Origin of the sequence: Thomasclavelia ramosa DSM 1402 (assembly GCF_014131695.1) — a bacterium.
In the GTDB taxonomy this organism is placed as follows: domain Bacteria; phylum Bacillota_I; class Bacilli_A; order Erysipelotrichales; family Coprobacillaceae; genus Thomasclavelia; species Thomasclavelia ramosa.
In genome coordinates, this window is the sequence record NZ_CP036346.1 from 2,995,320 (window position 1) to 3,021,834 (window position 26,515).

General features: G+C 32.7%; 22 protein-coding genes and 1 pseudogene. 3 read left to right on the forward strand and 20 right to left on the reverse strand.

The window, feature by feature from the left end; genetic code table 11:
* Positions 1–12 precede the first annotated feature (12 nt).
* Positions 13–957, reverse strand: a complete 945-nt coding sequence (locus EYR00_RS14315; protein WP_003539537.1) for a DUF7916 family protein — start codon at positions 955–957, stop codon at positions 13–15.
* Between the two features lie 218 nt (positions 958–1,175).
* Here EYR00_RS14315 and EYR00_RS14320 point away from each other — a divergent pair, with 218 nt between their 5' ends.
* Complete coding sequence (locus EYR00_RS14320) at positions 1,176–1,952, forward strand: MurR/RpiR family transcriptional regulator (protein WP_003539536.1); 777 nt, start codon at positions 1,176–1,178, stop codon at positions 1,950–1,952.
* A 33-nt stretch (positions 1,953–1,985) separates the two neighbouring features.
* On the opposite strand, the gene EYR00_RS14325 is transcribed toward EYR00_RS14320, so the two are convergent.
* The 7 genes and pseudogenes from EYR00_RS14325 to EYR00_RS14355 all read right to left on the reverse strand — a co-directional run bounded on the left by EYR00_RS14325 (position 1,986) and on the right by EYR00_RS14355 (position 7,598).
* On the reverse strand, positions 1,986–2,465 hold the full coding sequence (locus EYR00_RS14325) for a VOC family protein (RefSeq protein WP_003539535.1): 480 nt from the start codon (positions 2,463–2,465) through the stop codon (positions 1,986–1,988).
* A 106-nt stretch (positions 2,466–2,571) separates the two neighbouring features.
* Positions 2,572–2,888 (reverse strand): annotated as a pseudogene (locus EYR00_RS16000) (PTS sugar transporter subunit IIB).
* A gap of 22 nt (positions 2,889–2,910) precedes the next feature.
* Entirely contained in the window at positions 2,911–4,329 is a 1,419-nt protein-coding gene (locus tag EYR00_RS14335) for a glycoside hydrolase family 1 protein (protein WP_003539532.1), read from the reverse strand.
* A gap of 11 nt (positions 4,330–4,340) precedes the next feature.
* A complete protein-coding gene (locus EYR00_RS14340) occupies positions 4,341–5,267 on the reverse strand; it encodes a type I phosphomannose isomerase catalytic subunit (RefSeq protein WP_003539530.1) in 927 nt (308 codons plus the stop codon).
* 36 nt (positions 5,268–5,303) lie between these two features.
* Positions 5,304–5,768, reverse strand: a complete 465-nt coding sequence (locus EYR00_RS14345) for a zinc-ribbon domain-containing protein (protein ID WP_003539528.1) — start codon at positions 5,766–5,768, stop codon at positions 5,304–5,306.
* A gap of 16 nt (positions 5,769–5,784) precedes the next feature.
* Positions 5,785–6,204 carry a zinc ribbon domain-containing protein gene (locus tag EYR00_RS14350; RefSeq protein ID WP_003539527.1) on the reverse strand — a complete coding sequence of 140 codons (420 nt, stop codon included), beginning with the start codon at positions 6,202–6,204 and terminating at the stop codon, positions 5,785–5,787.
* A 62-nt stretch (positions 6,205–6,266) separates the two neighbouring features.
* Positions 6,267–7,598, reverse strand: a complete 1,332-nt coding sequence (locus EYR00_RS14355; protein ID WP_040434435.1) for a PTS sugar transporter subunit IIC — start codon at positions 7,596–7,598, stop codon at positions 6,267–6,269.
* Between the two features lie 250 nt (positions 7,599–7,848).
* On the opposite strand from EYR00_RS14355, the gene EYR00_RS14360 reads away from it, so the two are divergent.
* Positions 7,849–9,753: a BglG family transcription antiterminator gene (locus tag EYR00_RS14360; RefSeq protein ID WP_003539523.1), complete on the forward strand. Its 1,905-nt coding sequence runs from the start codon at positions 7,849–7,851 to the stop codon at positions 9,751–9,753.
* 116 nt (positions 9,754–9,869) lie between these two features.
* Here the strand turns inward: EYR00_RS14360 and rpiB are convergent, their stop codons facing one another.
* From rpiB to rpe, 4 genes are read right to left on the reverse strand one after another with little or no spacing between them, the layout of a single operon-like run.
* A complete protein-coding gene (gene rpiB / locus EYR00_RS14365; RefSeq protein ID WP_003539522.1) occupies positions 9,870–10,325 on the reverse strand; it encodes a ribose 5-phosphate isomerase B in 456 nt (151 codons plus the stop codon).
* A gap of 15 nt (positions 10,326–10,340) precedes the next feature.
* Complete coding sequence (locus EYR00_RS14370; RefSeq protein WP_003539519.1) at positions 10,341–11,807, reverse strand: glycoside hydrolase family 1 protein; 1,467 nt, start codon at positions 11,805–11,807, stop codon at positions 10,341–10,343.
* A gap of 36 nt (positions 11,808–11,843) precedes the next feature.
* Positions 11,844–12,143: a PTS sugar transporter subunit IIB gene (locus tag EYR00_RS14375; protein ID WP_003539517.1), complete on the reverse strand. Its 300-nt coding sequence runs from the start codon at positions 12,141–12,143 to the stop codon at positions 11,844–11,846.
* 15 nt (positions 12,144–12,158) lie between these two features.
* Entirely contained in the window at positions 12,159–12,812 is a 654-nt protein-coding gene (gene rpe, locus EYR00_RS14380; RefSeq protein ID WP_003539516.1) for a ribulose-phosphate 3-epimerase, read from the reverse strand.
* Between the two features lie 200 nt (positions 12,813–13,012).
* On the opposite strand from rpe, the gene EYR00_RS14385 reads away from it, so the two are divergent.
* Positions 13,013–14,032, forward strand: coding sequence for a LacI family DNA-binding transcriptional regulator (locus EYR00_RS14385; RefSeq protein ID WP_003539514.1), 1,020 nt, complete (start codon positions 13,013–13,015; stop codon positions 14,030–14,032).
* A 582-nt stretch (positions 14,033–14,614) separates the two neighbouring features.
* On the opposite strand, the gene ascB is transcribed toward EYR00_RS14385, so the two are convergent.
* The 8 genes from ascB to EYR00_RS14425 all read right to left on the reverse strand — a co-directional run bounded on the left by ascB (position 14,615) and on the right by EYR00_RS14425 (position 26,513).
* Positions 14,615–16,036 carry a 6-phospho-beta-glucosidase gene (gene ascB, locus EYR00_RS14390; RefSeq protein WP_008792679.1) on the reverse strand — a complete coding sequence of 474 codons (1,422 nt, stop codon included), beginning with the start codon at positions 16,034–16,036 and terminating at the stop codon, positions 14,615–14,617.
* A 59-nt stretch (positions 16,037–16,095) separates the two neighbouring features.
* Complete coding sequence (locus tag EYR00_RS14395; protein WP_008792678.1) at positions 16,096–17,532, reverse strand: glycoside hydrolase family 1 protein; 1,437 nt, start codon at positions 17,530–17,532, stop codon at positions 16,096–16,098.
* Between the two features lie 167 nt (positions 17,533–17,699).
* The gene (gene uxuA, locus EYR00_RS14400; RefSeq protein ID WP_003539506.1) at positions 17,700–18,743 is read right to left on the reverse strand and encodes a mannonate dehydratase; all 1,044 of its coding nucleotides are present in this window, start codon (positions 18,741–18,743) and stop codon (positions 17,700–17,702) included.
* Between the two features lie 17 nt (positions 18,744–18,760).
* Positions 18,761–19,522: an IclR family transcriptional regulator gene (locus tag EYR00_RS14405; protein WP_008792677.1), complete on the reverse strand. Its 762-nt coding sequence runs from the start codon at positions 19,520–19,522 to the stop codon at positions 18,761–18,763.
* A gap of 166 nt (positions 19,523–19,688) precedes the next feature.
* Positions 19,689–19,985, reverse strand: a complete 297-nt coding sequence (locus tag EYR00_RS14410) for a hypothetical protein (RefSeq protein WP_003539502.1) — start codon at positions 19,983–19,985, stop codon at positions 19,689–19,691.
* A complete protein-coding gene (locus EYR00_RS14415; RefSeq protein WP_003539500.1) occupies positions 19,975–20,766 on the reverse strand; it encodes an IclR family transcriptional regulator in 792 nt (263 codons plus the stop codon). The genes EYR00_RS14410 and EYR00_RS14415 overlap by 11 nt, the downstream gene beginning before the upstream one ends.
* Positions 20,767–20,821: 55 nt before the next feature.
* Entirely contained in the window at positions 20,822–22,141 is a 1,320-nt protein-coding gene (locus EYR00_RS14420) for a PTS sugar transporter subunit IIC (RefSeq protein ID WP_003539498.1), read from the reverse strand.
* Between the two features lie 136 nt (positions 22,142–22,277).
* The gene (locus EYR00_RS14425) at positions 22,278–26,513 is read right to left on the reverse strand and encodes a 2-hydroxyacyl-CoA dehydratase (protein ID WP_003539496.1); all 4,236 of its coding nucleotides are present in this window, start codon (positions 26,511–26,513) and stop codon (positions 22,278–22,280) included.
* Between the last annotated feature and the right edge of the window lie 2 nt (positions 26,514–26,515).

The following is a 26,515-nucleotide window of genomic DNA, read 5'->3' on the forward strand; positions in this document are numbered from 1 at the left end:
CTTCTTTTATTTTTATCTTCTTGGTGTTGCCATTTGCGCCCAAGTATACGCCTTTCCTTTTAAAGTGATTGCCATTTGGTAAATATTTTCCGGCCAGGTTCCACCACCAAAACCACCATCACCAATAGCATGAACATCACATCCTGTTTGTTTCATCATCAGCGTTATTTGACGAATTGTATCAACATCTGCTGCTTCAACATTACTATTTAAAAAGCTCATAGCAAGAGCCCCATTTCGATGCGTAAATTCAATTAATTCACGAATCATCTCAACTGTAATACCGTGGCGTGAGCCCGGAGCAGGAAAATCAATAATATCAGCCCCAGCCTCAATCAACTGCTTAATAATATTTTTAGCATCATAATCAGCAAGTGGATCACCTAATACTTTTTCACTAATGCCATCCTCCCATTTTCCAGCAAAAATCAGCATATCATCACCACAAATCGCTCTAGCCTCTTTTGTCCACTTAATCACATCTTTAATTGATGTACCACTTCCCGGATTACCACCTAAAATGAGAAATGATACACCCCATTGTTTTGCCTTTAAAAGATTTTCTTTTGTACATACCATACCTGCTAGATCGTATAACTGAGAATTCTCTTGGTTATTAAAATCAAGCCCTTCTTTAGGACACCCCAAATAAATTCCCACTGGTCTACCACCTACTAAATCCTTCAATTCTTGGTAATCAAATCCTTGCATGCCAGGACAATCAGCTGGATGAAAAAAATCAAAACCATTCAATAAAACCATATCCGCACCAAAAGCAAACATTAATTCGGTACTGGTACAATTAGGAAATAAGATTGGATTTTTTAAATACGTTTGTCCCATCAGCACCCTACCTTCAGATTTAAAAATTGCTTCTTTTAATTCTCTACCAGTATAATTAGAAATTTTACTAGCTTTTGCACTAATCAATCTAGTTACTTGATTATGTAGTTCCATCTTTTTTCTCCTTATATCTATTTTCTTACAACTAAATCTTAATTTAAAAAGTAGTCTAAAAAAATCATATATAGATATTTTGTAATTAAATTTCAAAGATATAAATAATTATGAAATTTAATTTCAAAAATATCATTAGTAGTGAGAAAACGTTTTCTCTATGTCTATTAATATGTTAAAATATAAGTATAAATAATCCCTAAAAAGGAGTGCATAAAATGATTCGTGAATTAATCGATAGCATTAAACTGACAAAAAAAGAACAAGTTATTTCCGAATATTTAGAACAAGAGCCTGATTGCGTGCTTCAATATAACGCTAAAGAATTAGCTGCTTTAATCAAAGTTAGTGCCCCCACCCTTATTCGCTTTGTTCAAAAATTAGGATTTAAAGGCTATAGTGATTTTCAAGTGACTTACACCCAAGAAAAAACAATGTATGATCAAATGAAAAATATACGGATTGATTCAAAAAGTTCTATTCGTGATGTAATTGAAACCCTACCTGCAATATATGACCATGTTTTTAAAGAAACTCGAAAACTAACTCGTTTTGAATCGTTTGTTCGAACGATAAATTATATGCTGCAAGCTAAACAAATTGATTTTTATGCCAATGACAATAATTATTCAGAAGTTCAATCTGCCTGTTTAAAACTAAATACCATTGGTATCAAAGCACAATGCTTTAACACTTTGAATACTGCCTATATTGATAACATCGATCCTCGAGACATCTTAGCTTTCGTAGTTAGTCACTCGGGAAAAAATCAAACAATGGTCGATGCCGCATATGAACTCCGAAAAAAACGAATCCGTGTCATCGCAATTACAGGAAAAATCGACCCAACTTTAGAACTTGTATGCAATGAAGCCTTGTATATTGATTCATCCTCACATCATCTGCCTCATCATATTATGCTATATGGATTATCGATACATTATATTTTAGATATTCTCGTTACCTCACTTTATTACAAAAAATACAAAGAATAATAAACAAGACCTTACGCTCCCGTAGGGTCTTATTTAACCGACATTTCCTTGATGCTGCAAAGATAAATCAGTATACTGCATAATTTCAAATTTATTTCCATCCGGATCATGAATCCACATTTGCCAAGTTTCTGATTGACCTTTATTAGGCTCAATATCAATTTCGATACCAGCTTCAATCAGCTCTTTTCGTGCTTCAAAAATATCATCAACCATTAAAGCAAAGTGTGAATACCCTAGTCTAACATCTGGCTTTTCATGTTCTAGCTGGTTATCTGCTTTATTAAATAATTCCAAATATTGTCCCGGGGCTAACTCAATAAAAATATAAGCAATCCCATCTGGATCAGTAATTGCTTTTTTAGCCCAAGCTCCACGGCTTTTTTGTCCAAGATAAGCCCCATAACGCATAATTATTTTAGCTTTTAATCCTAATTTATTTTCATAAAAATCTCTCATTTTATCCATCTGATCAGTATAAAATGAAAGATGCATCACTTCATTAAATTTCATTTTTAACCTCGCATTTTTATAAAAAGGTCTGTTTAAATAAAACAATCAAAGCTATTTAAACGGAAAAATAGATTTCATGACTATCTAAACAAACCATTTTTATTATTTATTTTCCACCTAATTTTAAAGCTGTATCCAAGACCTTAGCACCATTCATTGTCCCATAATCCTGCATATTAATTATTTCAGCCGGTTTATCAAGAAACATTTTTTTAACATTCTTTAATTCATTTTAACATTCTTTAATTCATAACGTACTTGTGGTCCTAATAAAATATCATCAGCTGCTTCACCATATTTTTCAATTTGTCCAACGGGATGGGCTTCGATTTGAAATTCAATTTCTTTTGTTTCGGCAGTCTCTTTCATTCTATTAACTAATAGACTTGTTGACATTCCCGTTGCACACACTAACAAAAACATTCATCATTATTCCCCCTCTAGCCTAATATTCAATATTATTCTCTAAATCATCACCATTGGTAGCAATACATTTTTTATACCAGTAAAACGATTTTTTAGGATAACGTTTTAAATCTTTTAAGTCTTCAAAATCACGATCAACATAAACAAATCCATAACGTTTTCTAATTTCTTTATGACTACTTAAAAAATCAATTGGACTCCAAGCTAAATAACCAATTAAATCAACACCATCATGTTCAACAGCCTGTTTAATTGCTTTGATATGCTGTTGATAATAATCAATACGTTGATCATCATATACTTTTTGATCAATTAACTGTTCATCAATTCCAATACCATTTTCTACGATAAACAATGGTTTATGATATCGATGATAAAAATCAATTAACGAATATCGTAATCCCTGTGAATCAATTTGCCAGCCCCACTCATTTGCTTGATAATAAGGATTTTTAAGATTGCGCTGATCAAATAAAATAGCATCCTCTAAAGTAATCACATCATCAATTTCATCAAATGAAGCCTGAACACTACTGCGATAATATGAAAATGCTAGATAATCCAGTTTGGTCGATGCTGATTTAATTACCTCTTCATCAGCTTTATTTAGACTGATTGTTATATTTCTATTTAGTGCATACTGCTTAAAATAATCTGGTAGTTCTCCTTGACACATCGTATCAAAAGCAAAATAGTTGTGTAACTTATTTTTAAAATCTGCAGCAATAATATCACTACTTTTACAAGTGAGTGGATAGAATGGTGCATGCCCAATCATACCACCTACTTTGGCTTGTGGATCAACACGTTTAATTACCTCTACAGCACGAGCATGTGCAATTTGTACATTAATATTTAATTGTACGAACATCTCTGCTTTAGACATTCCATCTGGTAAATAAGCTCCTGCCACCAGATCACTTTGACAATAAGCTAAATTAATTTCATTATATGTCAGCCAGTATTTAACTTTTCCTTTCAGTCTAGAAACTACCGCTTCAACATGGCGAGCATAAAAGTTAATTACTTCTTTGTTCATAAACCCATTATAGTTTTTTAACAGATAATCCGGCATATCAAAATGAACTAAAGATACTACTGGTTCAATTCCTTTTGATAAAAGATAGTCGACCATCTTTTCATAATAAGCTAACCCTGCTTCATTAGGACTTTCTTCATTACCAAGCGGGTGAATCCTTGACCATACTACTGAAAAGCGATATGCTTTATATCCCATTTGAGCCATGTAATCAATATCTTCTTGATAATGATGATAATGATCAGTAGCTACTTTTGTATCACAAAACATCGGTTCAATCCCGGGTTCTGGAGTAACTATTAGAGTGTCATAAACATTTAACCCTTTACCATCTTCTAAATATGCGCCTTCAGCTTGAACGTTGCTTAAAGCACCGCCCCATAAAAATTCTTCTTTCATGATCTTCTCCTTTATCTCGTTGTCATCATAATAGTCATATGACCATCAAAAACAATTTTGTTTCCTTGCGGAATCAAGAAATTATCACCGACTTTAATAGGCACTCCATCAACAGTCCCAGAGCCCCTCACAACCGTCGCCAACTGATAATTATCATGATAATAGTGATTCTCCCCTGTAAGTTCTAGTTTTGTTACAGTAAATGAGTCATTATCAATAAAAACAGTTTGTTCACCATTTTCTAATGATGTCATTACAGTCGTAAGCTTATTTTCCATCTCCTTTTGATCATAAGACAAACATTCAATTGCTTCTTTTAAATGCAATTCACGTTCATTGCCATTTGCATCTTTACGATGATAATCATAAAAACGGAAAGTAACATCTGTAGCCTGTTGGATTTCATAAACAACACTCCCCTTTTTTAATGCATGTAATAATCCAGCCGGAAGATATACAAAATCATCAGGATGGACTTCTAAATGACGAATCAGTTTATCCCACTGTTCTTCCTTGATATAGTGAGTCAAATCAGCTTCATCTTTGGCATTGTGTCCATAAACAATCTTGGCTCCTGGCTCAGCTTCAATAAAATACCAAGCTTCATTTTTGCCTGCTTGATAACCTAACTTTAAAGCCGCTTTTACATCAGGATGAACTTGGATACTTAAATCATCTTCTGGTCCTACTAACGAAATAATAACCGGAAACTGTTCATTAGGATGACCAAATAATTCTTGATGCTCCTGCCATAATTCTAATAAAGTTTTTCCTTGATATGGTGCAGTCTCACAAATATTTGAAGCCCCTTTTTGGCAGCTAAATGACCAAGCCTGTCCAACTCCATCCGGAAAATCATGATAGCCAAAATAATCTTTAACTAACGTATGTCCCCATATAGCCAAGCGCGGGATCGGTTTAAAAAATAATACACCCATAATTTTTCTCCTTATAAAAAATAGGCATTAATATGCCTATAGTGTAAACAAAGCAAATAAACCAATTACGGTTACAAAGATTGATAAGCAATTAGCTAATGAGACAATATTAGCTTTGATTCTAAAACCATATTTACTATAAATTAAATTATTTACTTGTTTTGCCTTAGTGACATGATAATCACCTAACAAAGCAAAAACAACGATTACGATTCGCATTGGTAAACTTGTTCCAATTCCATCACCAAAATAATTCCATGGTACGATAGCTAAAATAAGTGCTAAAACTGAAGCAAATAAAGCTGCACCAATATATGGATTTTTTTCATCTCGATGCTTTTCCATTCGTTCAATATCTTTTTTAGACATCTTTTGTTTTATTTTATTATCATTATATTTTTGAGCATAACTACGTTGTTCAACTTTAATTACTTCACTACCACAGCTATCACAAAATTTTGCAGAATCTTTAAGTACAGCACCACATTTTCGACAATACATAATATCCACCTGCTCTCTATTTCAAAATAACTTGTGAAAAATTAACTAAACTAACAAAACCACTAATAACGATCGATACCCAAGCATAATTTTTATTACCATTTGGTTCGAATCCTTTTTTTCGATCCTGTTTATCTACCCGCAATGACAATACACCACAAACGATTGCCCCAAGATAAGCAAACGAACTAAGAATATATGGAATCTTTACATTTCCACCAACTGCACTAAATATTGTTCCTGCGATAAAATCCAATCCAATTAAACCGATAAAAAATAGGAGGATCCCTAATTTAGCCCAGCTATTTTCACGGGGATTCTTTTTTAACTTTGATTTGTTTTTTTGTTTAAGTGCATCTGCACTAATTTCTTTACCGCAATGATAACAGAAAGCTGAATCTTGTGGTATTTCCTTGTGACAATATGGACATTCCATAATTAGTTCCTCCTTATTTTTTAATTAAGAGAACTTGTTAAAGTTTTCTTAATTAATTAATTCTATGCCTCTGCAGTATTCATTTTAGCAACTTCAGCTTTTTCATAAGCTTTCCAGAATGGATAGAAGATAACTAATCCGATTGCTAGATTGATAAATACAATAATGATACCACCAACTGAACCACCAGCAGATAAATAACCTAAGATTGGTGAAGGTGTTGCCCAAGGCAATGACATATACATTTTTCCTACAAAACCAATACTAGTTAACCAATAAGTTAAAGCCCCTGTTAATGTATGAGTTAAAATAAATGGAATTAATAGGAAACCATTCATTACTACTGGTAACCCAAACATAATTGGTTCAATAATACAGAAAATTGCAGGTGGTAAACAGATTGTTGCTAATGGTTTCAAATGAGGTAATTTCTTACTAGACATAAACATGTAAATTAAAATTGGCCAGAAAGATGATACCCATTGAGATAGACGACATAAGTTTGGTGTCCAAACATATGGTAAATCTTTAACTAATGTTCCAGCAGTAAAAGCAGTGTTGTTATCAGCAAGCCATTGATTTGTAAAGACATTAGTAACTGCACCAGTAATATTGTCACCATGTAGACCACACATCCATAGCAATGCTGATAAGAATTGCTGCAAGCTATAAACAAAGACATTGTCTGCCGCTCCTAAGACTGGTAATAACATTTCTCCAACCAATACTGGAATATTGATTCCGGCTAAAGTTCTAATTCCCCAACATACAATCGTAATAAAGAAATAAGGAATAATTGCTGAGAAACTATCTGAGATAGCAGGTGGTACTGAATCAGGCAATTTGATTACAATATTCTTTTTTAAACATATATTAATAATATTAATTGCAATTGCTCCAGCGATCATTGCTGTAATCAAACCTGAACCACCCCAATAAGTACTTTCGAAAGCACTGCCTCCAGCACTTAAAGTTCCATCTTTAGCAGTGATTACTAAATTACCAACAGAATCATAGTTTAATAACATAAAAGCAAAGAATGCTCCGACTGCCCCTGTAGTCTTATTAAATCCTTTAATTTCTGCATATTCTCCCCCGAAAGCGATAATAATGTAGATAGCCATAATTCCCATTGATAAACTATTGACTAATGCAAGATCATCAGCCCAAGGCTTTAAAAATGGAATTAATGCTTTAGTTGTCAATCCACCATCTGAACAGAATAAGTATACTACTAAGAAGATTGACCCAACCATTGTTACTGGTAATGCTGCGACCATCCCATTTACGATTGCTCGTACAAATGGGATCTGTCCAAATCTTGTCATTGGTCCAGCGATTACATCAACTTTTTCCAATACTTTGTCCATGAAGGACTTTTTTTCAGTAGACATATTTTTTCCTCCCTTAATTTTCAAAAACGCTTTAAATGTAAACGTTTTCTCTTTGTCTATCTATATAGTATACCCATTCACTTATTTTTTCGATATATTATCCTGTCGTAAATTATGCCATTTTTATTTACAAATACCTCAAACCCATTGGTATTATTAATGTTTTTAGAAAATAGAAGTCTTAAAAAACAATGAGTAAACGTTTACTTTTTTTACTAATTTTGATATAGTTTTACTAGGGAGTGACCATATGAAACTAAAAAAAAACGAATTAAAAATTATTCAATTATTATTAGCTTCACCAGACTACATTTCAACCTACGATATCGCTACCTCGACAGGAATTCCTCGTCGTTTAGTGCGTGATGAAATTAGTAACGTTAGAGTTATTTTGTCATCATTAAACCTTAATTTATTATCCAAGCCTTCAAAAGGTTATTTTATCGAAGGAAAGTCTTCTAAAGATTTAAGCCGATTGCAAAACATTATTAATGATAATGAGCGTGATGAAAATAATGTTTTTCCAACTTTACCAAAAGATCGTAGAAATTATATTGCAAAAAGATTAATTGAAGAGGCCAGCTACATTAAATTAGAAACTTTCGCTAATGAATTATTAGTAAGTCGACCAACTGTTGCTAATGATGTCCTTCTTTTAAAAAAAGATATTCATAAATATGGTTTAACTTTAATTCAAAAACCAAATTACGGTATTAGTATTCAAGGAAGTGAAATTTCAAAAAGAAAAGTCTTAGCTGACTGGGTTTTTGAAAACTTAACACAATCAGATATGTTTGGTGATTTCTTGGATGCCTATTTTAATTCTCCAGATTATCAAATCATTGAGATCATTAATCAGCATCAAATCATTATGAGCGATATTAGTTTGATTGACTTTTTAATTTGTTTCTCTATCGCTATTGCAAGGAATACGATCAATCATACGATTGATAGCCCAATCGCTAATTTCGAGCAATTCAAGGATCGTTTTGAATATGCTACTGCTAAAGAATTAGGAAAATATGTTCAAGAACGTTTTAAAATTGATTTCAATGAATATGAGATTCAAAATATTACTATTTTATTAATCTGTAAAAGGTCATCACGCGGCTTATCTGCTTCTCATGATGATAACGTAATTACCATTGCTAATGAAATTCTAGCGAGAATCAAAGCAGAAACATTAATTACTTTTGATACTGATAAATTATTTAGAATCCTATCGCTATATATTGAAAATACTTTGATCAGACAAGCATATGTTGAAAAAATCCGTACCCCGGTATATGAAAATATTCAATATGAATATCCTCTACCATATCATTTAGCATCTATTGCATCAGCAACGATTCAACAACACTCCAAGATAAAGTTATCACGTAGTGAATTATCGGCATTTACAATACTCTTTAATAATGCTATTAACAATCAAAACAAGAAAAAGAAAAAAGTTTTATTGATCAATTGTATGAGTGGTTCTATGTTTACACTACATCGTTATCGGATTGAAACTGAATTAGCAGCACAATTAGTTATTACTAAATATACTCAATATTATCGAATCAATGAGGAGGACTTAAGTAATTATGACTTAATTATTTCTTCAGTACCGATTCGTAAACAATTATCGATTCCTGTAATTAATACCAGTTATATGATTACTAATGATGATATCATTAGAATCAAAAGCTATTTATCTTATTTATTCAATGATGAAGACCTTGTTTATTATTTTCATCCATATCTATATTCATCCAATGTTAAAGTCAAAAGCAAAAAGGGCGTCGCCTCAACTTTCTATCATTTATTAACATGTCTTTATCCAAATCTAAAAGATACTTTCAAATACGAGTTAAATAAACAGCATCGTTATACTTTGAACACTTTCAATAATGTGATTGGGCTAATAAAACTAAATAAACCAATCAATGCCAATAACAATATCGTCGCAATTACTTTAAATGAACCAATCCTGTTTGATCAGCAGCAAATGCAGGTCATTATCCTCTTTTCATGTTTAGACAATAATAATATTATGTATAATACTTTATTTAATACGCTGAAAAATGTTGCTAATAATGAACTTGATGTAAAAAAATTATTATCTCACTTATCGTATCCAGAGTTTCTCAGCGTAATCAAAAACAACAAATAGCTTTAAAAGCATTTGTTGTTTTTTCATTACACTTTATTTTAGCTAAGAATTATATTATCAATGGCAGAGATTATTAGTACAGGGAGGCACTAATAGACAATACAATTCACTAACAGTTATTTACTTTTTTGTCTTTCTTCAATTTCTTTCAACATATCGATTCTAACTTGATGACGCCCACCTTCATACTCACCAGTTAACCAGGCATCAACAATCATTTTTGCAAGTTCAATTCCTACTACTCGTGCGCCAAAAGCCAGCATATTAGTATTATTATGCTCTCTTGATAATTTGGCTGAATATGGCTCACTACATGTCACACAGCGAATTCCATTTACTTTGTTGGCAGCCAAAGAAATTCCTACGCCTGTTCCGCAGATTACGATACCTTTATCAACCTCACCATTTACAACTGCATTAGCGACCGCTTCACCAGAAACTGGATAATTAAATCTTTCACTGCTATCAGTACCATAATTGATTACTTCATAGCCATATTTTGCTTCAATATACTCTCTGATCACATTTTTATATTCAACCGCAACATGATCATTTCCAATTCCAATTTTCATAACTTTCTCCTGACTCTAATCTAGATCTTCACCATTGCTGGCAATTACCTTCTTATACCAATAGAATGAATCTTTTCTTGAGCGATGTAGATCACCATTTCCTTGATCATCCATATCAACATAGATAAATCCATATTTTTTATCCATTTGCCCGGTACCCGCACTTACTAAGTCGATACATCCCCAAGTTGTATAACCAAATAGGTTTACACCTTCTTCGACTGCTTCTTTCATGCATTGAATATGTCGACGATGATAATCAATTCTTGCCGAATCATGACAAATACCATCTTCACCCTCAGTTTCAATCAGTCCAATACCATTTTCAACATCAAATAACGGTACTTGATAACGATCATTTAAAATGTGCAAGAAATGTTTAAATCCTAACGGATCAATTTGCCAACCCCAAGCATTTGCTTCAAGATACGGATTTTTAACACTTCCTAAAATGTTTCCTCCAGTAATATCCAATTGTTCTTCATTATGAGTAGTAATTACCCCCGAAGCATAATAAGAAAATCCTAAAAAGTCTGCTTTTCCTTCTTTTAAATCCTTTTTATCTTGTTCTGTAATTTCTGGAGTAAAATTCCACTCTTCCCAAATTCTTTTAGCATAAGGTGGATATTCTCCCCTTATTTGAGTATCTGCACTATATCCAAAGAAATCTTGGAAACGTTTATATTGTGCAAATGCATCTTTTGGATCAGGAGTAAGTGGATAATTCATATTTCCACAAATCATTGCACCAACTTTAAGATCTTTATCAATTTCATGAGCAACAATAGTTGCCCTAGCAGCCGCAACCAATTGATTGTGCAAATAAGCTAGATCTCTTTTAGCTTTATCTTTAGGAGTATCATTTAATGGCATAATGATATTAATTTCATTAAATGTCATCCATTTATTTACCAAATCTTTATATTCAGTAAAACAAACTCGTGCAAATTCAACAAATTCGTCAATCATTGCCCGATTGCGCCAACCACCGTGTTGTTCAAGAAGAGAAACCGGTTCATCATATTTATACAGTGTAATAACTGGATCCATACCATACTTTCTACATTCTTCAAAAACACTACGATAGAATTCAACGCCTTCTTGATTAACACCCCCCTTAATACCATGAGGATAAATACGAGCCCATGATATAGATGTATTAAATGTTGTATATCCCATTTCTGCTAACAAGGCAATATCTTCTTTATAACGATGATAAAAATCACTAGCCACATGGTTAGTATAATGTAAATCATCAAATAACTGAAACTTACACCCTTCTGGTAATTCATCAACTGCTTCCCAGTCTTTATGCACTTTTTTACCCTCTTGGTCTAAATACCAAATTTGACGACGTTCTTTAGCTGAACCAGCTGTGCAATAATCTACTAATACTGGTGATTTTCCACCTTCATTCCAACCACCTTCAATTTGAGCAGCACTAATTGAACCACCCCATAAAAAACCTTTTGGAAAACTCATAATAAACCTCCTAAAATTTATTTTAATTTAATCTTATTACCCTTCAATCAATTTTAAAGCAGTATCCAAAACCTTATTACCATTCATCATTCCATAATCTTGCATATTAATAACTTCAACCGGCTTATTTGGATATTTAGCCTTAACATTCTTTAATTCATAACGCACCTGTGGGCCTAATAAAATCACATCTGCAGCATCTCCAAATTGATCGATACTCCCAACTGGATGTGCTTCAATATTAATCCCGATTCCTTTTGCTGCAGCCGCTTCGTTCATTCGATTTACAAGTAGACTTGTTGACATTCCAGCTGCACATACTAACAAAATATTCATTTTATCCTTCCTCCTTTATAACTTTCTTAATTCTGTAATAATCTCTTTATAACTTTTTTCTTTGCCAAACAACGCACTAGTTCCTAAAATAAATCCTTTAACGCCTACCTTTGATAACATCGCGATTTTTTCTGGTGAACAAGCACCATCGATCATTACCTGATAGCCGCCATAGTTAGAGGCAGCATCAACAAACTGCCGGAATTTTGGAGTGACAAAATCTAAATATTTTTGTCCTGCAAAACCTGGGTTAACACTCATTAGCATGACATAATCACATAAATACAAAAGTTCTTTAACTGTTTCAAAAGATGTTCCCGGATTCAAAGCAATTCCTGCTTTTGCTCCAGCATCTTTAATCTTTTGTAATGTTCGGCAAGCATGCTTATCAGTCTCTGGATGAATATAAATAATCTTTACGCCTAAAGCTGCGAATTTCTCAATATAATCACTTGGGTTGACGACCATTAGATGCACATCACATGGTTTCGTTGCTTGTTTACATATATACTCAATATCTTGCAGACCCATCCCAAAATTTGGAACATAGCTACCATCCATAACATCTAGATGAAAAAAATCAATCCCACCTTCTTCTAACTCTTTTATTTCCTTTTCAAGATTGCCAAAATTAGCACACATCATTGATGGACATAATAGTTTCTCCATACAATCCTCCTATATTTTGAGTAAACGTTTACCTTTCGTTCATACTCCTATTATATATATCTTGAGTAAACGTTTCCACATATATCCATGGCACAATATGTGCCGTTGTATTTATTCACCTTTTTCTTTGTGAGTAAGCGATTACATTTTATTGAAAATATCTATTTTTTAATCTATAATGAAAATGGAGGGGAACAAAAATGGTAAAGAAAAAAAATATTTCAATTAAGGAAATAGCTAAGTTAGCTGATGTCTCTGTCGCCACTGTTTCTAGAGTTATCAACAATAATGGCCGCTTTTCTGATAAAACTAAAGAGAAGGTCGAAACAATTATTAAAGAATATGGTTATACTGCTAATATTGCCGCCAAAAGCTTACGGACATCAAAATCAAAAACAATCGGATTAATTGTTCCAAACATCGATAATGAATGGTTTTCACAGTTAGCATTAGATATCGAAAACTATTTTTTTAAACACAATTATTCAGTATTTATTTGTAATACCTCACAAAATGAAGAAAAAGAAGTTGCTTATTTCAAATCACTAGATTCTAAATTAGTGGACGGAATCATCTGCATTTCAGGAATTGAAACAATCCCATCAGATTCATTAACTCGTGACATCCCAATTGTTTGTATTGATCGAAAACCCAAAGATCATAGTAATGCCTACTATGTTGAATCTAATCACTATTTAGGGGGATATTTAGCAACTGAAGAACTAATTCAACAAGGGTGTAAAAATATTGCAATCGTATCACGAAATAAGTCATTATCCGTCAACAAGCAGCGTTTAATGGGCTATCGTCAAGCTTTAAAAGATTATCAATTACAAGAAAACAAACAGCTAGAATTATTATTGGATATTGAACAAGCTAATTACGAAGGGGCTAAAGAAGCAATTAATCAATTAATTAAAAACAATATTCCTTTTGATGGTGTCTTTGCAACTAATGATTGGCGTGCTTATGGGGTACTTGTAGGACTTTTAGAAAACAATGTTAAAGTCCCTGATGAAGTTAAGATCATTGGTTTTGATGATATTTTCATTTCTGCATCCAGCCACCCATCACTTTCAACAATCAAGCAGAACATTCCTGCTTTAACTAAAACAGCTTGTAGTTTACTTTTAGATTTAATGAATGATATTGCTATCAATGATGAAAAAAAGCAATTTATTTTGCCAGTCGAAGTTATTCGACGAGATTCAACTAGTTGATTATAATACTCTTTTAAACTTATACGTGATATGCTCCCTTTTAAAGAACAAATAATCTTGTTGTTTAGAAGAGAGCATTTTATTTAATTAAAAAGCTAGAGATATTTCTCTAATTTTTAATGGTTTATTTAAATCACACAAACGAATTTTCAATTAAATCACCAACCTTAGGATCTAAAATATTATAATTTTCTTTCCATAAATCTATTTTACACTGACAAAACTCATAGAAATCTTTTCTAGTATTAAAGTCTTTGATTATTAAATGATTATCATTAAATTCCGCAATAACAGACGGTGCATAGTTAGAGATATACTTAAAATCACTTTGCTCATTACATCGCATAAATGAATGAAAAATATTTCTTTTCGCTAACTGAAAAAATCTGCACTATTCATAATCCATTCCCCTTTGGTCTCAAATAACATTCTATTTTAGTATATTAAACTAATTAAATTCTTCTCTTTAAGATTATCTCACTACTATACATTATCTGCGAATTAAAATTATGTCTCATATTATGCCAATACTTTTAAATCAAGTAATTAAAAAGAGCCCTTCACAGACCCTTTTAAATATATTTAATCTAATCTTTCACCATTACTAGCAATTACCTGCTTATACCAATTAAAAGATTTTTTCTTTCTTCTTTCTAGCGTTCCATTACCTTGATCATCTTTATCAACATAAATAAAACCGTATCGTTTACTCATTTCTCCCGTTGAAGCAGCAACTAAATCTATACAGCCCCAAGTCGTATAACCAATTAAATCAACACCGTCATCAATCGCATCTTTCATTGCCTTAATATGTTTTCTCAAATAATCAATTCGATAGTCATCCAGAATAGAACCATCTTCTTCAATAGTATCTTTGGCACCTAATCCATTTTCTACAATAAATAACGGCTTTTGATAACGATCATACAAATAATTCAAAGTAATTCTCAAGCCCAAAGGATCAATTTGCCAGCCCCAATCAGAAGTTTCTAAATATGGATTTTTAACAGACTTTACTACATTACCATCCGTCATACCACGACTAGGATCAGCACTAGCGCAGCGTGACTGATAATAACTAAATGAAATAAAATCCACAGGATATTTTTTCAATATTTCCAAGTCATCAGTTTGGATTTCTATGTTAATATCTTTTTCTTTAAACACCTTTTTAGCATAACTTGGATAATATCCTCTGGCTTGAACATCGATAAACATTAAATTTTCGCGATCTTTATTCATTGCTAGCCAAACATCTTTAGGATCACAACTATATGGATAAAATTGTCCTCCTGCTAACATGCAGCCTACTCTATTTAAAGGGTTTATTTCATGAGCTATTTTTGTTGCCAGTGCCGAAGCAACTAGTTCATGATGAGCTGCTTGATATTTTACTTGTTCATGATTTTCATCTGGTTTAAATGCTATTCCAGCTCCAGAAAATGGTGAATGTAATAAAATATTGATTTCATTAAATGTTAACCAGTATTTAACTAAACCATCAAATCTTTCAAAACATACTCTTGCATACCTTATAAAGCACTCAATCATTTCTCTACTTCTCCATGACCCGTATTTTTCAACTAGCCCCATCGGTACATCAAAATGGCACAAAGTAACTAATGGTTCAATCCCGTATTTTTGACATTCCTTAAATAAATCAAGATAGAATGAAATTCCAGCTTCATTAGGCTGTTCATCATCGCCATGAGGAAAAATTCTAGCCCATGCAATACTTGTACGAAAAGTTTTAAAGCCCATTTCCGCAAATAGTTTAATATCTTCTTGATAACGATGATAAAAATCAATTGCCTCATGGCTAGGATAATTCTCACCATCTATTAACTTAACAGGATACATGTCACCTAATTTTACATACATTCGCTTTTCACCATGCGGAATCATATCAACGGTCGTTAACCCTTTGCCATCCTCAAGATAAGCTCCTTCAGCCTGGTTAGCAGCGATTGCTCCACCCCATAAAAAACCCTTTGGAAATCCCATAACCTTCTCCTTTATCACTTCAAGTATTTTCAATTCTGATAACTTAGAAAAAATCAGAACTATTTATAAACCTCTTCATCTGTTTCTATTTCAAAACTACGTTTTTCTATAATTTCTTTATAGAAATAAGCTGATTTCTTTAAACGCCTATTTCGGTTGTCTTCTAAATCAATTTCAACTAAGCCATATCTATTTTTAAAAGCATTCATTGGCGAAACATTATCAGTAAATGCCCATAGCATATATCCTTTACAGTTAGAGCCTTCTGTAACTCCTCTAAGCAGCCAATCCAAATGCATAGAGATAAATTCAATACGATAATCATCTTGAATCATACCAGATTCATTTTTGTATTGCTTTTCATTCTCTACCCCCATACCACTTTCGGCAACAAACCATTCGAAATTATGATAATCATTCTTCATTCTCATGGCCATATCATACATGATTTGTGGATAGATTTCCCAGCCTCGATGAGGATTCATTTTCTTTCCTGGCATATTAAATTCTTCATAATAAAAATCTGGATGAAATGGTGCTTCTGGATGAACTATCGTTGTTCTTCCTTTTACTCGATTTGGATGATATAAATTAATTCCCACCCAATCCAAAGTATTATTTTGAATAATCTCAAGTTCTTCTTGGGTATATTCCATTAAAATATCATGCTTCTTCAATAAATCAAAGAAACCCTCTTCATAGTGACCTAAGATTGCTGGATCTAAAAAAATACGATTATAAAATAAGTCATATTTATCAGCCGCCTCTAAATCGCGAGGAGAATTCCCTCTTGGATAAGCTGTCTCCACATTAATAATAGTACCAAACTTCCCACCGGCAATCCGATATCCACCCTCTTTATAAACTTTCATAATCATATTTGTCGCTAAAGCTTTATTATAATTCCATTGCATCCAAGCTTTACTATCTTGATAAAAAGGATATCTTAGTGCATCAAGATGGATTCTAGTTTGAACTACGACCGGTTCATTAAAAGCAAACCAATATTTTACTTTATGACTATAGCGCTTAAATGCTTCTTGAGCATATTTCACAAATAATTCCACCACACGTTTACTTGCAAATCCATCATATTTTTTAAATAATTCAGCAGGTATTTCATAATGTTCCAAACATACCATCGGTTCAATTCCTTGAGCAATCAATTCATCCAGCATTTTATCATAGTAATTCGCATATTCTTCGTCAACTACAATATTTTCATAATCCGTTAAAAATCGTGACCAGTTTAACGATGTCCTATAACAATTCATGCCAATCTCTTTCATATAAGCAATATCTTCCTTATAGCGATGATAATAGTCAGTCGCTACCGCAGGACCATAACCATTATGCCAAACATTTTTATTTTCCTTATACCATAAATCTATATAAGAATCCTGAGACTCCTTTTTCTCACTCCAGCCTTCTGTCTGCCAAGCACTTGCAGCTGCACCTAAGAAAAAATTCTCTGGTAATTTTACTGTTTTTTTCATATTTTTCTCCATTTCCCCACGCTACGCGCATGGACACAAATATTTCTTGAAAACATTCTAGTTCTTTCTACTCTTCCTATCCCCCTGCTATAATGAAAGAGAGGTGGTATACTACAGAGCACGATAAGGAGAGCAGGTAACTCTACTCGTTAGAATATCCTGTGTAATTATAAGTCGCCGTCATCTTTCAAAGCATCAATAATCCCCCCAAGATACATAGCCCCCAAACCTCTATCGTATAAACCATATCCCGGTTTACCAGTTTCTCCCCATATCATTCGACCATGATCCGGTCTTATATATCCTTCAAAACCTACTTCAATATATGCACGCATAATTTCCACCATATCTAAAGACCCACATCTTGAATAGTGGGCACTTTCTTCAAAAGAACCATCATCTAATATTTTTACATTTCTAATATGTGCAAAATGAATTCTTCTCATTTTTCCATATTTTCTAATTAACAACGGAATATCATTAAAAGAAGCACACCCTAATGATCCACTGCACAACGTTAAGCCATGATGGCTATCATCATATAACGATAAAAATCTATCTAAATTTTTTTCATTTGTAATAATACGTGGAATCTCAAAAATAGACCAAGGCGGATCATCGGGATGAATGGCCATGTTAACATCACACTCAACAGCAACTGGTAAGATCTCTTTTATAAAATATTTAAGATTTTCCCATAATCCTTCCTCACCCAACTCTTTGTATGCTGTAATTAATTCACTCACTTCCATTACTGAATAAGAAGTATCCCAACCCGGTAAAGATAGTTTCGTTGGGTCTAATTGAGCAACTTCATTTTTGTAATAGACTAATGCTTTCGAACCATCATTTAATTGATGATCAACAGAAGATCTAGTCCAATCAAAAACAGGCATAAAATTATAACAAATGCATTTAATTCCGCATTTAGCAAGATTTCTAATTGTTTGTTTATAATTATCTATATACCTTTGATAATCATTTCTCTTTAATTTAATATCCTCATGCACCGGAACACTTTCAATAACTTCCAGCTCTAAGCCAACTAAATTTACTTCGGCTTTTAGCTTTTCAATCTTTTCAATCGGCCATACTTCTCCGACCGGTATATCATATACTGCACTCACAATTCCTGTGATATTAGGAATTTGTTTAATATATTCTAAACTTACAGGATCATCCGTTCCATACCAGCGAAATGTCATTTTCATAATTACCAACTCCTTCCTTACTGAGGATTATAGCCTAATTTATAGGAAATCTGTTTACCCACATCTTTAATAAGTAATCCTAAATCATCTAAATCGATACTACTTTCATAAAAACCAACACAACTGATGGCAGCAACAACATGTCCTTCATGATCAAAAAGTGGTGCAGCCACAGCTATTTGTTGCAGAGTGTTTTCTCGATCATCTTTTGCATAGCCCCGTTGCCTTACCTCTGCTAATTCTTCAATAAGTTTCTCTTTAGTTTTGATTGTAAAATACGTATATGAAATAAAATCAATCTTATCAATGATTTTATTAATTTCCTCTTCGCTTTTATAAGCTAACATAGCTTTTCCTAATGCTGCACAATGAAGTGATTTTCTTGTACCAACATTAGCTGTTGTAATAATACTGTTTTCTGACTCATATTTATAAATATAAGTCACCATATTCTCATCTAAAACAGCCATAAAAGTTGTTGCATTCATCTTGTTTGCGAAATCAATTAAATTACTTTTAGCTATATTTACAATATCTATATTATTTAAATAACTACTTCCAATAAGAAACGATGCTAACCCAATCTTATATTTTGTAATACCGGTTTGATTATCTTCAACAACCATATTTTTATATACTAATGTTTTGATGATATCAAAAACACTTGACTTTGGATAATCAAATATTAATGATAGCTCCGTTAAAGTATACCCTTCTTTACTTCTTGAAAGTAATTCTAATATTTCTATTGCTCTTAATAATGTACGATTTAGCTTCATTTTTTCCTCCATCTCCATTGCCATCAATTTAGTATATACCAATTAATTTTTAGCAAATTTATAATTACGAATTTGATTCGTAATATCGTCTATTTATACTATAATTTCTTTTGTAGTGGAGGTCAACATTCTTTACTTGATTTTATAAATTGATAACGATTTCCCATTAAATAATTTTATATCTTTCTAACTGCAATAAAACAAACATACATAAAATTGTCACTGCAACAACTGATTGGGCATAGCGTTCTATTTTTGTGAATTCCGATTTCTTACACCAGATTCTATATAATGCATATGGCGGAAATAAAACATTAAAAACATAAGTTATAATTTTATATAGTGTAAAAGCCTTAACTTGATGGGGATCAGGTTTGTTTAATTCATTCCGCAATTTTATAATATGTTTTTGTTGTTCTGTTAAACCTTGCAAATTTTGTTTCTTTTTTACTTTACTTGCCATGAATATTCCTCCTGCCTGTATCATCTATATAACCTAACTTTTTAGAAATAGTCAGTGCTATCCTTTTCATTTCTTCACCAATCTCTTTAATTCTTAAATTAGTATCATATAAAAAAGTGCAGCTTATTGCAGCAACGACATTTTTATTGTGATTAAAAATAGGTGCTGCTATACAAATTTGATAAATAGAATCTTCCTGAAAATCAACCGCATATCCTATATTTTTAACCCTTTTTAATTCTTTAAGATACTTTTGAGGGCTAGTAATCGTATATTCTGTTAACGGTTTAAAATCAATTTCTTTTAAAATATCTTTAATAACTTCTGGTTTTCTTTGAAAAGCTAACAAACATTTTCCTAGTGCCGTACTATAGATTGGTTTTCTCGTACCAATATTAGCATTAGTGACTATACGATGTGGCGCTTCATACTTATATAAATATGTAACCATTTTGTTATCTAAGATAGCAAGAAATGCCGTTGCATTAAAATGATTAGCAGTTTCTATCAATTGATTTTTGGCTGCTTCTACAAGATCTAAGCGCTCAATATTCCCGCTTCCAATAATAAAAGCATTTATTCCCATTTTATATTTTAATTTCCCATGATTTTGATCCTCGACAATCATTTTTTTATACAGTAATGTCTTAACAATATCAAAAGCACTTGATTTAGGTATATCTAAAGCTTCTGTTATTTCTAACAAAGTACATCCATCTTTTTGATTAGCTATATATTCAAGAATTTTAATTGTTCTTAAGGCTGTACGATTAAGTTTCATTTAATTTTCCTTCTCTAATGTATGTACGAAAAGCCGCTAATGCGGCTTCAGCCTTCTATTGTGAAACAATATCCTTTTGTTTATTAGCGATAATAACAAATGGAGTATAAATAGCAATGGAAATAACAATACATAGTGCTTGGGTAATTACTGTTCCAATACTGCCACCTGAAGCTATCCAGGCATTAATAAATGGCGGGGTTGTCCAAGGGAAAGCATATACTAATATATCTGAGAATCCAATAATCGTCATGAAATATCCAAATGCCATTGTTGCTAATGGGGTAATAATAAAAGGAATCATCAATAATGGATTAAGCATAATTGGTAAACCAAAATGCAAAGTTTCAGAAATATTGAAAATATTTGGAGCAATAGACAACTTAGCTACTTGTTTATAATCTTCACGTTTTGAGAAGACTAAACATGCAATCAACAAACCAACAACACAACCTGAACCACCAATATTACCATAAGTATCCCAAAACGACATAGAAATAATATTAAGATCAGCCGGATTATAGTTCGGATTTGCAACAATATCCGTATTAGCTAAAATTGCTGCATTCAATAACGGGTCCCTTACTGGTTTAATAATTTGATTACCATGAATACCTACACACCAGAAAATTTGTGCTACTAACATTAACAATAAGACTCCTGGTAACCCTTGTACTACTGCCTGCAATGGTTTTTGAATAAAAGTATAGATGATATCATATAAACTTAGTCCCGCTAATTGAACCACTGTATAGTTAATCGCTGCAAAAATAATAATTGTCAATGCAAATGGAAATAAGTTATTAAAACTGCTTGTTACATTTGAAGGTACTGAATCTGGCATATTAATCTTCAAATATTTACTTTTACATAATTTTGTAAATAGTTCTACCGAAAGCAGTGCAATAATCATTCCCAAAAACAATCCTTTAGAAGCCGTATAATCTTTGGCAATTCCAGCAACCGTAATTGACTCTTCTCCTACTGTAGCTACAATATTTGTACTTAAGCATGCAACAAAACTACAAACCGCTACTATTCCCGTCATAAACCCTTTTATTCCATTTTTAACTCCCAGCTCTAATCCAATTAAAACGACAGCTGCAATTGTAAAGAAATTTAAAGTAGCATAATTTGCTGCATTAAATAGATCAGTGAACATTTCCAACCAAGAAAACCCTTGCACCTTTGCTAAACTAATCCCTGTTGTTTCCGTCGAACAAACTACATTAACAATCAACGTACAAAAAGCTCCAGTAATAATTACCGGCATCAGTGTTGTAAAAGCTGTTTTAATTGCATACATATGTTTTTGATTACTAATCTTGCTTGCTACAACTAATAATTTTTCAGTTAACGAATCTGAAATTTTCATTTTCCTTCTCCTTTCATATATACGAACTTAGTTCTTATATATGTATTTTAGAAAATAAAGTTATCAATGTCAACGAATCAAGTGTATTTGTGTACAATATCCGTATATACGTAAAATAGTACAAAAAAAAACCAGATTACTCTGGTTTTTTATTCATGTTCTTAAATGCAGTTGAAAGCATTAATTTAATACGATTTAATTGATTAACCTCACTTGCACCAGGATCATAGTCTATTGCCACGATATTACTTTCAGGATAAGCTTTGCGTAAAGCTTTAATTGCCCCTTTACCCGTAACATGGTTTGGCAAACATCCGAATGGCTGCATACAAACAATATTAGGAGCTCCTGATTCAATTAGTTCAATCATCTCACCCGTTAAGAACCATCCTTCTCCCGTCTGATTTCCAATCGAAACAATCGAACTAGCTTTTTTAGCTAAATGTTGGATTGATGCAGGAGGATCAAAACGATTAGATTTCTTTAAAGCTTTGATCATATCATGACGAAGTAAATCAACAAACTTAATTGCTAAATTACAAATTCGTGCAGAATTTTTAGAAGCATGAAAATGTTCATTTTCAAAATCAGTATTATAGAAACAATATTGGAAGAAATCTATTAAATCAGGCATTACTGCTTCGCCACCTTCACGTTCAATTATTTCTACAATTTCATTATTTGCAGTTGGATGAAATTTTACTAAGATTTCACCAACTAAACCAACCCGTGGTTTTTTTATATCTAATAGTGGTAATTCATCAAATTCTTTAACAATTTGATAAACATTTTTTCTAAATTGTTTAATACTTCCATTTTTTACATTTTCTTGACATCGTTCAACCCATGATTGATATAAATCATTTGCACTTCCTGGAATTACTTCATAAGGTCGAACTCGATATAATACTCGCATGAAAATATCACCGTACATTGCCCCAATTACTACCTTTTTAATTAGTGGCAAAGTTAATTTAAATCCAGGATTATTTTCCAAACCTTGAAGATTGGCAGAAATAACAGGTACTTGAGGCATTCCTGCATCTTGCAATGCTTTACGGATAAAGGCGATATAATTAGTAGCACGGCATCCTCCGCCAGTTTGCGATATAATTACAGCAGTCTTTTCTAAATCATACTTACCACTCAATAAAGCTTCCATAATTTGACCCGTAACTAAAATACTTGGATAACAAGCATCATTATTAACATATTTTAAACCAGCATCAACTGCCCCTTTATCAACTGATGGTAAAACCACTAAATTATAACCAGACTCCTGCATTGCTGTCTCTACAAATTGGAAATGTAAAGGTGACATCTGCGGGCATAAAATAGTATAACCTTGATCACGCATCTCTTTAGTAAAAGGTACTTTTAAGGGCTGATATTTTGGATAGAGCTGTTTTTTGTTTTTAGCTTGTTTTTCAATCGTTGCTTTTAATGAACGAATTCGGATTCTAATTGCCCCAAGATTGCTCCCCTCATCAATTTTAATCAAAGTATAGATTTTATGACGAGCTTTTAAAATATCAGCAACTTGATCACTAGTCACAGCATCTAGCCCACAACCAAATGAAGTCAATTGAATCAACTCTAAATTAGGCTGAGTTGCTACAAATGAAGCAGCCCGATACAATCTTGAGTGATATGTCCATTGATCGACTACTCGCAATTGATCTAAATCCTTATCTAAGTGGCAAACACTATCTTCACTAAGAACTGCCATGCCCTCAGCTGTAATCAAATCAGCTAATCCATGGTTGATTTCCGGATCAACATGATATGGACGTCCAGATAAAACAATTCCTGTCATCTTATTATCTTTAAGATATTGTAAAACCATTTCTCCTTGATCTTGAATATCTTGCCGACATTTAGCTAATTCATCATAAGCATCATTAATTGCACTCAATAATTCTTTGTCGTTAACATTAAATGCCCGCAATTCATCCTTTAAGTTATTGAATAAAGTTTTTCGATTGCTTAGGTCCATAAATGGATTTCGATAGATAATACTGCGATTCTCCAGATTATCAACATTATTACGAATTACTTCTGGATATGAAGTAACGACCGGACAATTATAATGATTATTAGCATTATCAAATTCTTTACGTTCATAAGCTAGACTTGGATAGAAAATATATTTTATACCTTTCTCAATCAAAGCTTCAATATGCCCATGTGCTAATTTAGCTGGGTAACAAACACTTTCTGATGGAATTGATTCAATGCCCTTTTCATAAATTGCTTTAGATGAGCGAGGAGAAAGAATTACTCTAAATCCTAATTTAGTAAAGAAAGTATGCCAAAACGGATAATTTTCATACATATTCAATACTCGAGGAATTCCCACAGTCCCACGCACAGCCTGATCTTCAGTTAGTGAACGATAGTTAAAGACACGACGATATTTGTAATCAAATAAATTTGGTAATTTCTTTGATGAAACTGGTATATTGGCTCCACGTTCACAACGGTTACCACTAATATACTCACTATTATCATTAAATGTAGATACGGTCAACATACAGTGGTTAGTACATTTTTCACAATATCTAATTTCACTTTGACAAGTGAAATTTTCTAATTCATCCTTAGTTAATAAGGTTGTCGGTTCTCCTTGGTAACTTTCTCGGGCTAAACGGGCAATCCCAAAAGCTCCCATCAATCCTGCAATATCTGGACGAATGGCATTAACACCAGCTTCTTTTTCGAACGCTCTTAATACTGCCTCATTATAAAAAGTTCCCCCCTGGACTAAAATACTGTCCCCTAGTTCTTCTTTACTTCTTAATTTAATTACTTTATATAGAGCATTTTTGATTACTGAATATGATAAACCAGCACTAATATCTTCAACTTTTGCCCCTTCTTTTTGGGCTTGTTTTACTTTTGAGTTCATAAATACAGTACAACGACTTCCTAAGTCGATTGGCGCTTTTGACTCTAATGCCAGCTTTGCAAAATCACTCACCTCGTATCCTAAGGATTTAGCAAAAGTCTCAATAAATGAACCACATCCACTTGAACAAGCCTCATTTAATAAAATATCTTGAATAATTCCATCCTTGATCTTGATTGCTTTCATATCTTGACCACCAATATCTAAAATGAAACTTACATCTTCTTTAAAATAAGTAGCAGCCTTATAATGAGCCATCGTTTCCACTTCACTCATATCAACTTTAAGAGCCGCCTTGATTAATGCTTCACCATAACCAGTGACTCCACTACGAACTAATTTAACATTAGGAGGAATAAAATCATAAATATCTTTGACTATTTTTACTACCACATCTAGCGGATTACCTTCATTTGAATCATAGAAAGAGTATAATAAAGAATCATTATCATCGATCAATACCGCTTTAGTTGTTGTAGAACCAACATCTAAACCTAAATACACATTCCCGACATACCCCTTAATATCATTTTTTCGAACTTTATTAATATAATGACGATGTCTAAACCCATTTCGATCATTTTCATCAGCAAATAGTGGGTCTAGTGTATCTTCGCTAGCAAGCATTGTTTCATCAATATTATCTAATTTCTCAATCAACGCTTCAATCGTTGTTGGCTTTTCTTCTTCTTTCGCTAATAGAGTAGCTCCCATGGCAACAAACAGTTGAGAATTATCAGGAAAAATAATTTCGTCATCTTGTAAATTTAAGGTTTCAATAAAACGTTGTCTTAATTGATCTAAAAAATATAACGGCCCCCCTAAAAAAGCTACTTTACCACGGATTGGTTTACCACAGGCAAGACCACTGATCGTCTGATTGACTACTGCTTGAAAAATTGAAATCGCAATATCCTCTTTGTTTGCCCCTTCGTTAATTAGAGGCTGTACATCAGTTTTCGCAAATACTCCACAACGTGAAGCAATTGGATAAATCATTTGATAATTTTTCGCTAATTCATTCAATCCTCCAGCATCAGTTTGAAGTAATGATGCCATCTGGTCAATAAAAGCTCCAGTTCCCCCTGCACAAGTTCCATTCATTCTTTGTTCCAGTGAACCTTGAAAATAAGTTATTTTAGCATCCTCTCCACCAAGTTCAATTGCAACATCACATTCAGGAATATAAGTTTCAATTGTTTTTGTGCAGGCAATTACTTCTTGAACAAATTTAACATCTAGACATGAAGAAAGTGATAACCCCCCTGAACCTGTCATCACAGCCGTTACTTCTAAATTACCAAATTGTTCTTTAACATCATTGATTAATGTTTTAATTGTTGCTTGGATATCAGAATAATGTCGCTCATATTTTGAATAGATACAATTATCATCCTGATCCGTAATATAAATTTTTATCGTAGTTGACCCAACGTCAATTCCCATGTAATACTTCTTTTCCATTT

What these genes read in the sequence shown, in the direction of transcription:
- EYR00_RS14315 (WP_003539537.1), bottom strand. Translation starts at nt 957, where the DNA reads ATGGAACTACATAATCAAGTAACTAGATTGATTAGTGCAAAAGCTAGT.
- EYR00_RS14320 (WP_003539536.1), top strand. Translation starts at nt 1,176, where the DNA reads ATGATTCGTGAATTAATCGATAGCATTAAACTGACAAAAAAAGAACAA.
- EYR00_RS14325 (WP_003539535.1), bottom strand. Translation starts at nt 2,465, where the DNA reads ATGAAATTTAATGAAGTGATGCATCTTTCATTTTATACTGATCAGATG.
- EYR00_RS14335 (WP_003539532.1), bottom strand. Translation starts at nt 4,329, where the DNA reads ATGAAAGAAGAATTTTTATGGGGCGGTGCTTTAAGCAACGTTCAAGCT.
- EYR00_RS14340 (WP_003539530.1), bottom strand. Translation starts at nt 5,267, where the DNA reads ATGGGTGTATTATTTTTTAAACCGATCCCGCGCTTGGCTATATGGGGA.
- EYR00_RS14345 (WP_003539528.1), bottom strand. Translation starts at nt 5,768, where the DNA reads ATGTATTGTCGAAAATGTGGTGCTGTACTTAAAGATTCTGCAAAATTT.
- EYR00_RS14350 (WP_003539527.1), bottom strand. Translation starts at nt 6,204, where the DNA reads ATGGAATGTCCATATTGTCACAAGGAAATACCACAAGATTCAGCTTTC.
- EYR00_RS14355 (WP_040434435.1), bottom strand. Translation starts at nt 7,598, where the DNA reads ATGTCTACTGAAAAAAAGTCCTTCATGGACAAAGTATTGGAAAAAGTT.
- EYR00_RS14360 (WP_003539523.1), top strand. Translation starts at nt 7,849, where the DNA reads ATGAAACTAAAAAAAAACGAATTAAAAATTATTCAATTATTATTAGCT.
- rpiB (WP_003539522.1), bottom strand. Translation starts at nt 10,325, where the DNA reads ATGAAAATTGGAATTGGAAATGATCATGTTGCGGTTGAATATAAAAAT.
- EYR00_RS14370 (WP_003539519.1), bottom strand. Translation starts at nt 11,807, where the DNA reads ATGAGTTTTCCAAAAGGTTTTTTATGGGGTGGTTCAATTAGTGCTGCT.
- EYR00_RS14375 (WP_003539517.1), bottom strand. Translation starts at nt 12,143, where the DNA reads ATGAATATTTTGTTAGTATGTGCAGCTGGAATGTCAACAAGTCTACTT.
- rpe (WP_003539516.1), bottom strand. Translation starts at nt 12,812, where the DNA reads ATGGAGAAACTATTATGTCCATCAATGATGTGTGCTAATTTTGGCAAT.
- EYR00_RS14385 (WP_003539514.1), top strand. Translation starts at nt 13,013, where the DNA reads ATGGTAAAGAAAAAAAATATTTCAATTAAGGAAATAGCTAAGTTAGCT.
- ascB (WP_008792679.1), bottom strand. Translation starts at nt 16,036, where the DNA reads ATGGGATTTCCAAAGGGTTTTTTATGGGGTGGAGCAATCGCTGCTAAC.
- EYR00_RS14395 (WP_008792678.1), bottom strand. Translation starts at nt 17,532, where the DNA reads ATGAAAAAAACAGTAAAATTACCAGAGAATTTTTTCTTAGGTGCAGCT.
- uxuA (WP_003539506.1), bottom strand. Translation starts at nt 18,743, where the DNA reads ATGAAAATGACATTTCGCTGGTATGGAACGGATGATCCTGTAAGTTTA.
- EYR00_RS14405 (WP_008792677.1), bottom strand. Translation starts at nt 19,522, where the DNA reads ATGAAGCTAAATCGTACATTATTAAGAGCAATAGAAATATTAGAATTA.
- EYR00_RS14410 (WP_003539502.1), bottom strand. Translation starts at nt 19,985, where the DNA reads ATGGCAAGTAAAGTAAAAAAGAAACAAAATTTGCAAGGTTTAACAGAA.
- EYR00_RS14415 (WP_003539500.1), bottom strand. Translation starts at nt 20,766, where the DNA reads ATGAAACTTAATCGTACAGCCTTAAGAACAATTAAAATTCTTGAATAT.
- EYR00_RS14420 (WP_003539498.1), bottom strand. Translation starts at nt 22,141, where the DNA reads ATGAAAATTTCAGATTCGTTAACTGAAAAATTATTAGTTGTAGCAAGC.
- EYR00_RS14425 (WP_003539496.1), bottom strand. Translation starts at nt 26,513, where the DNA reads ATGGAAAAGAAGTATTACATGGGAATTGACGTTGGGTCAACTACGATA.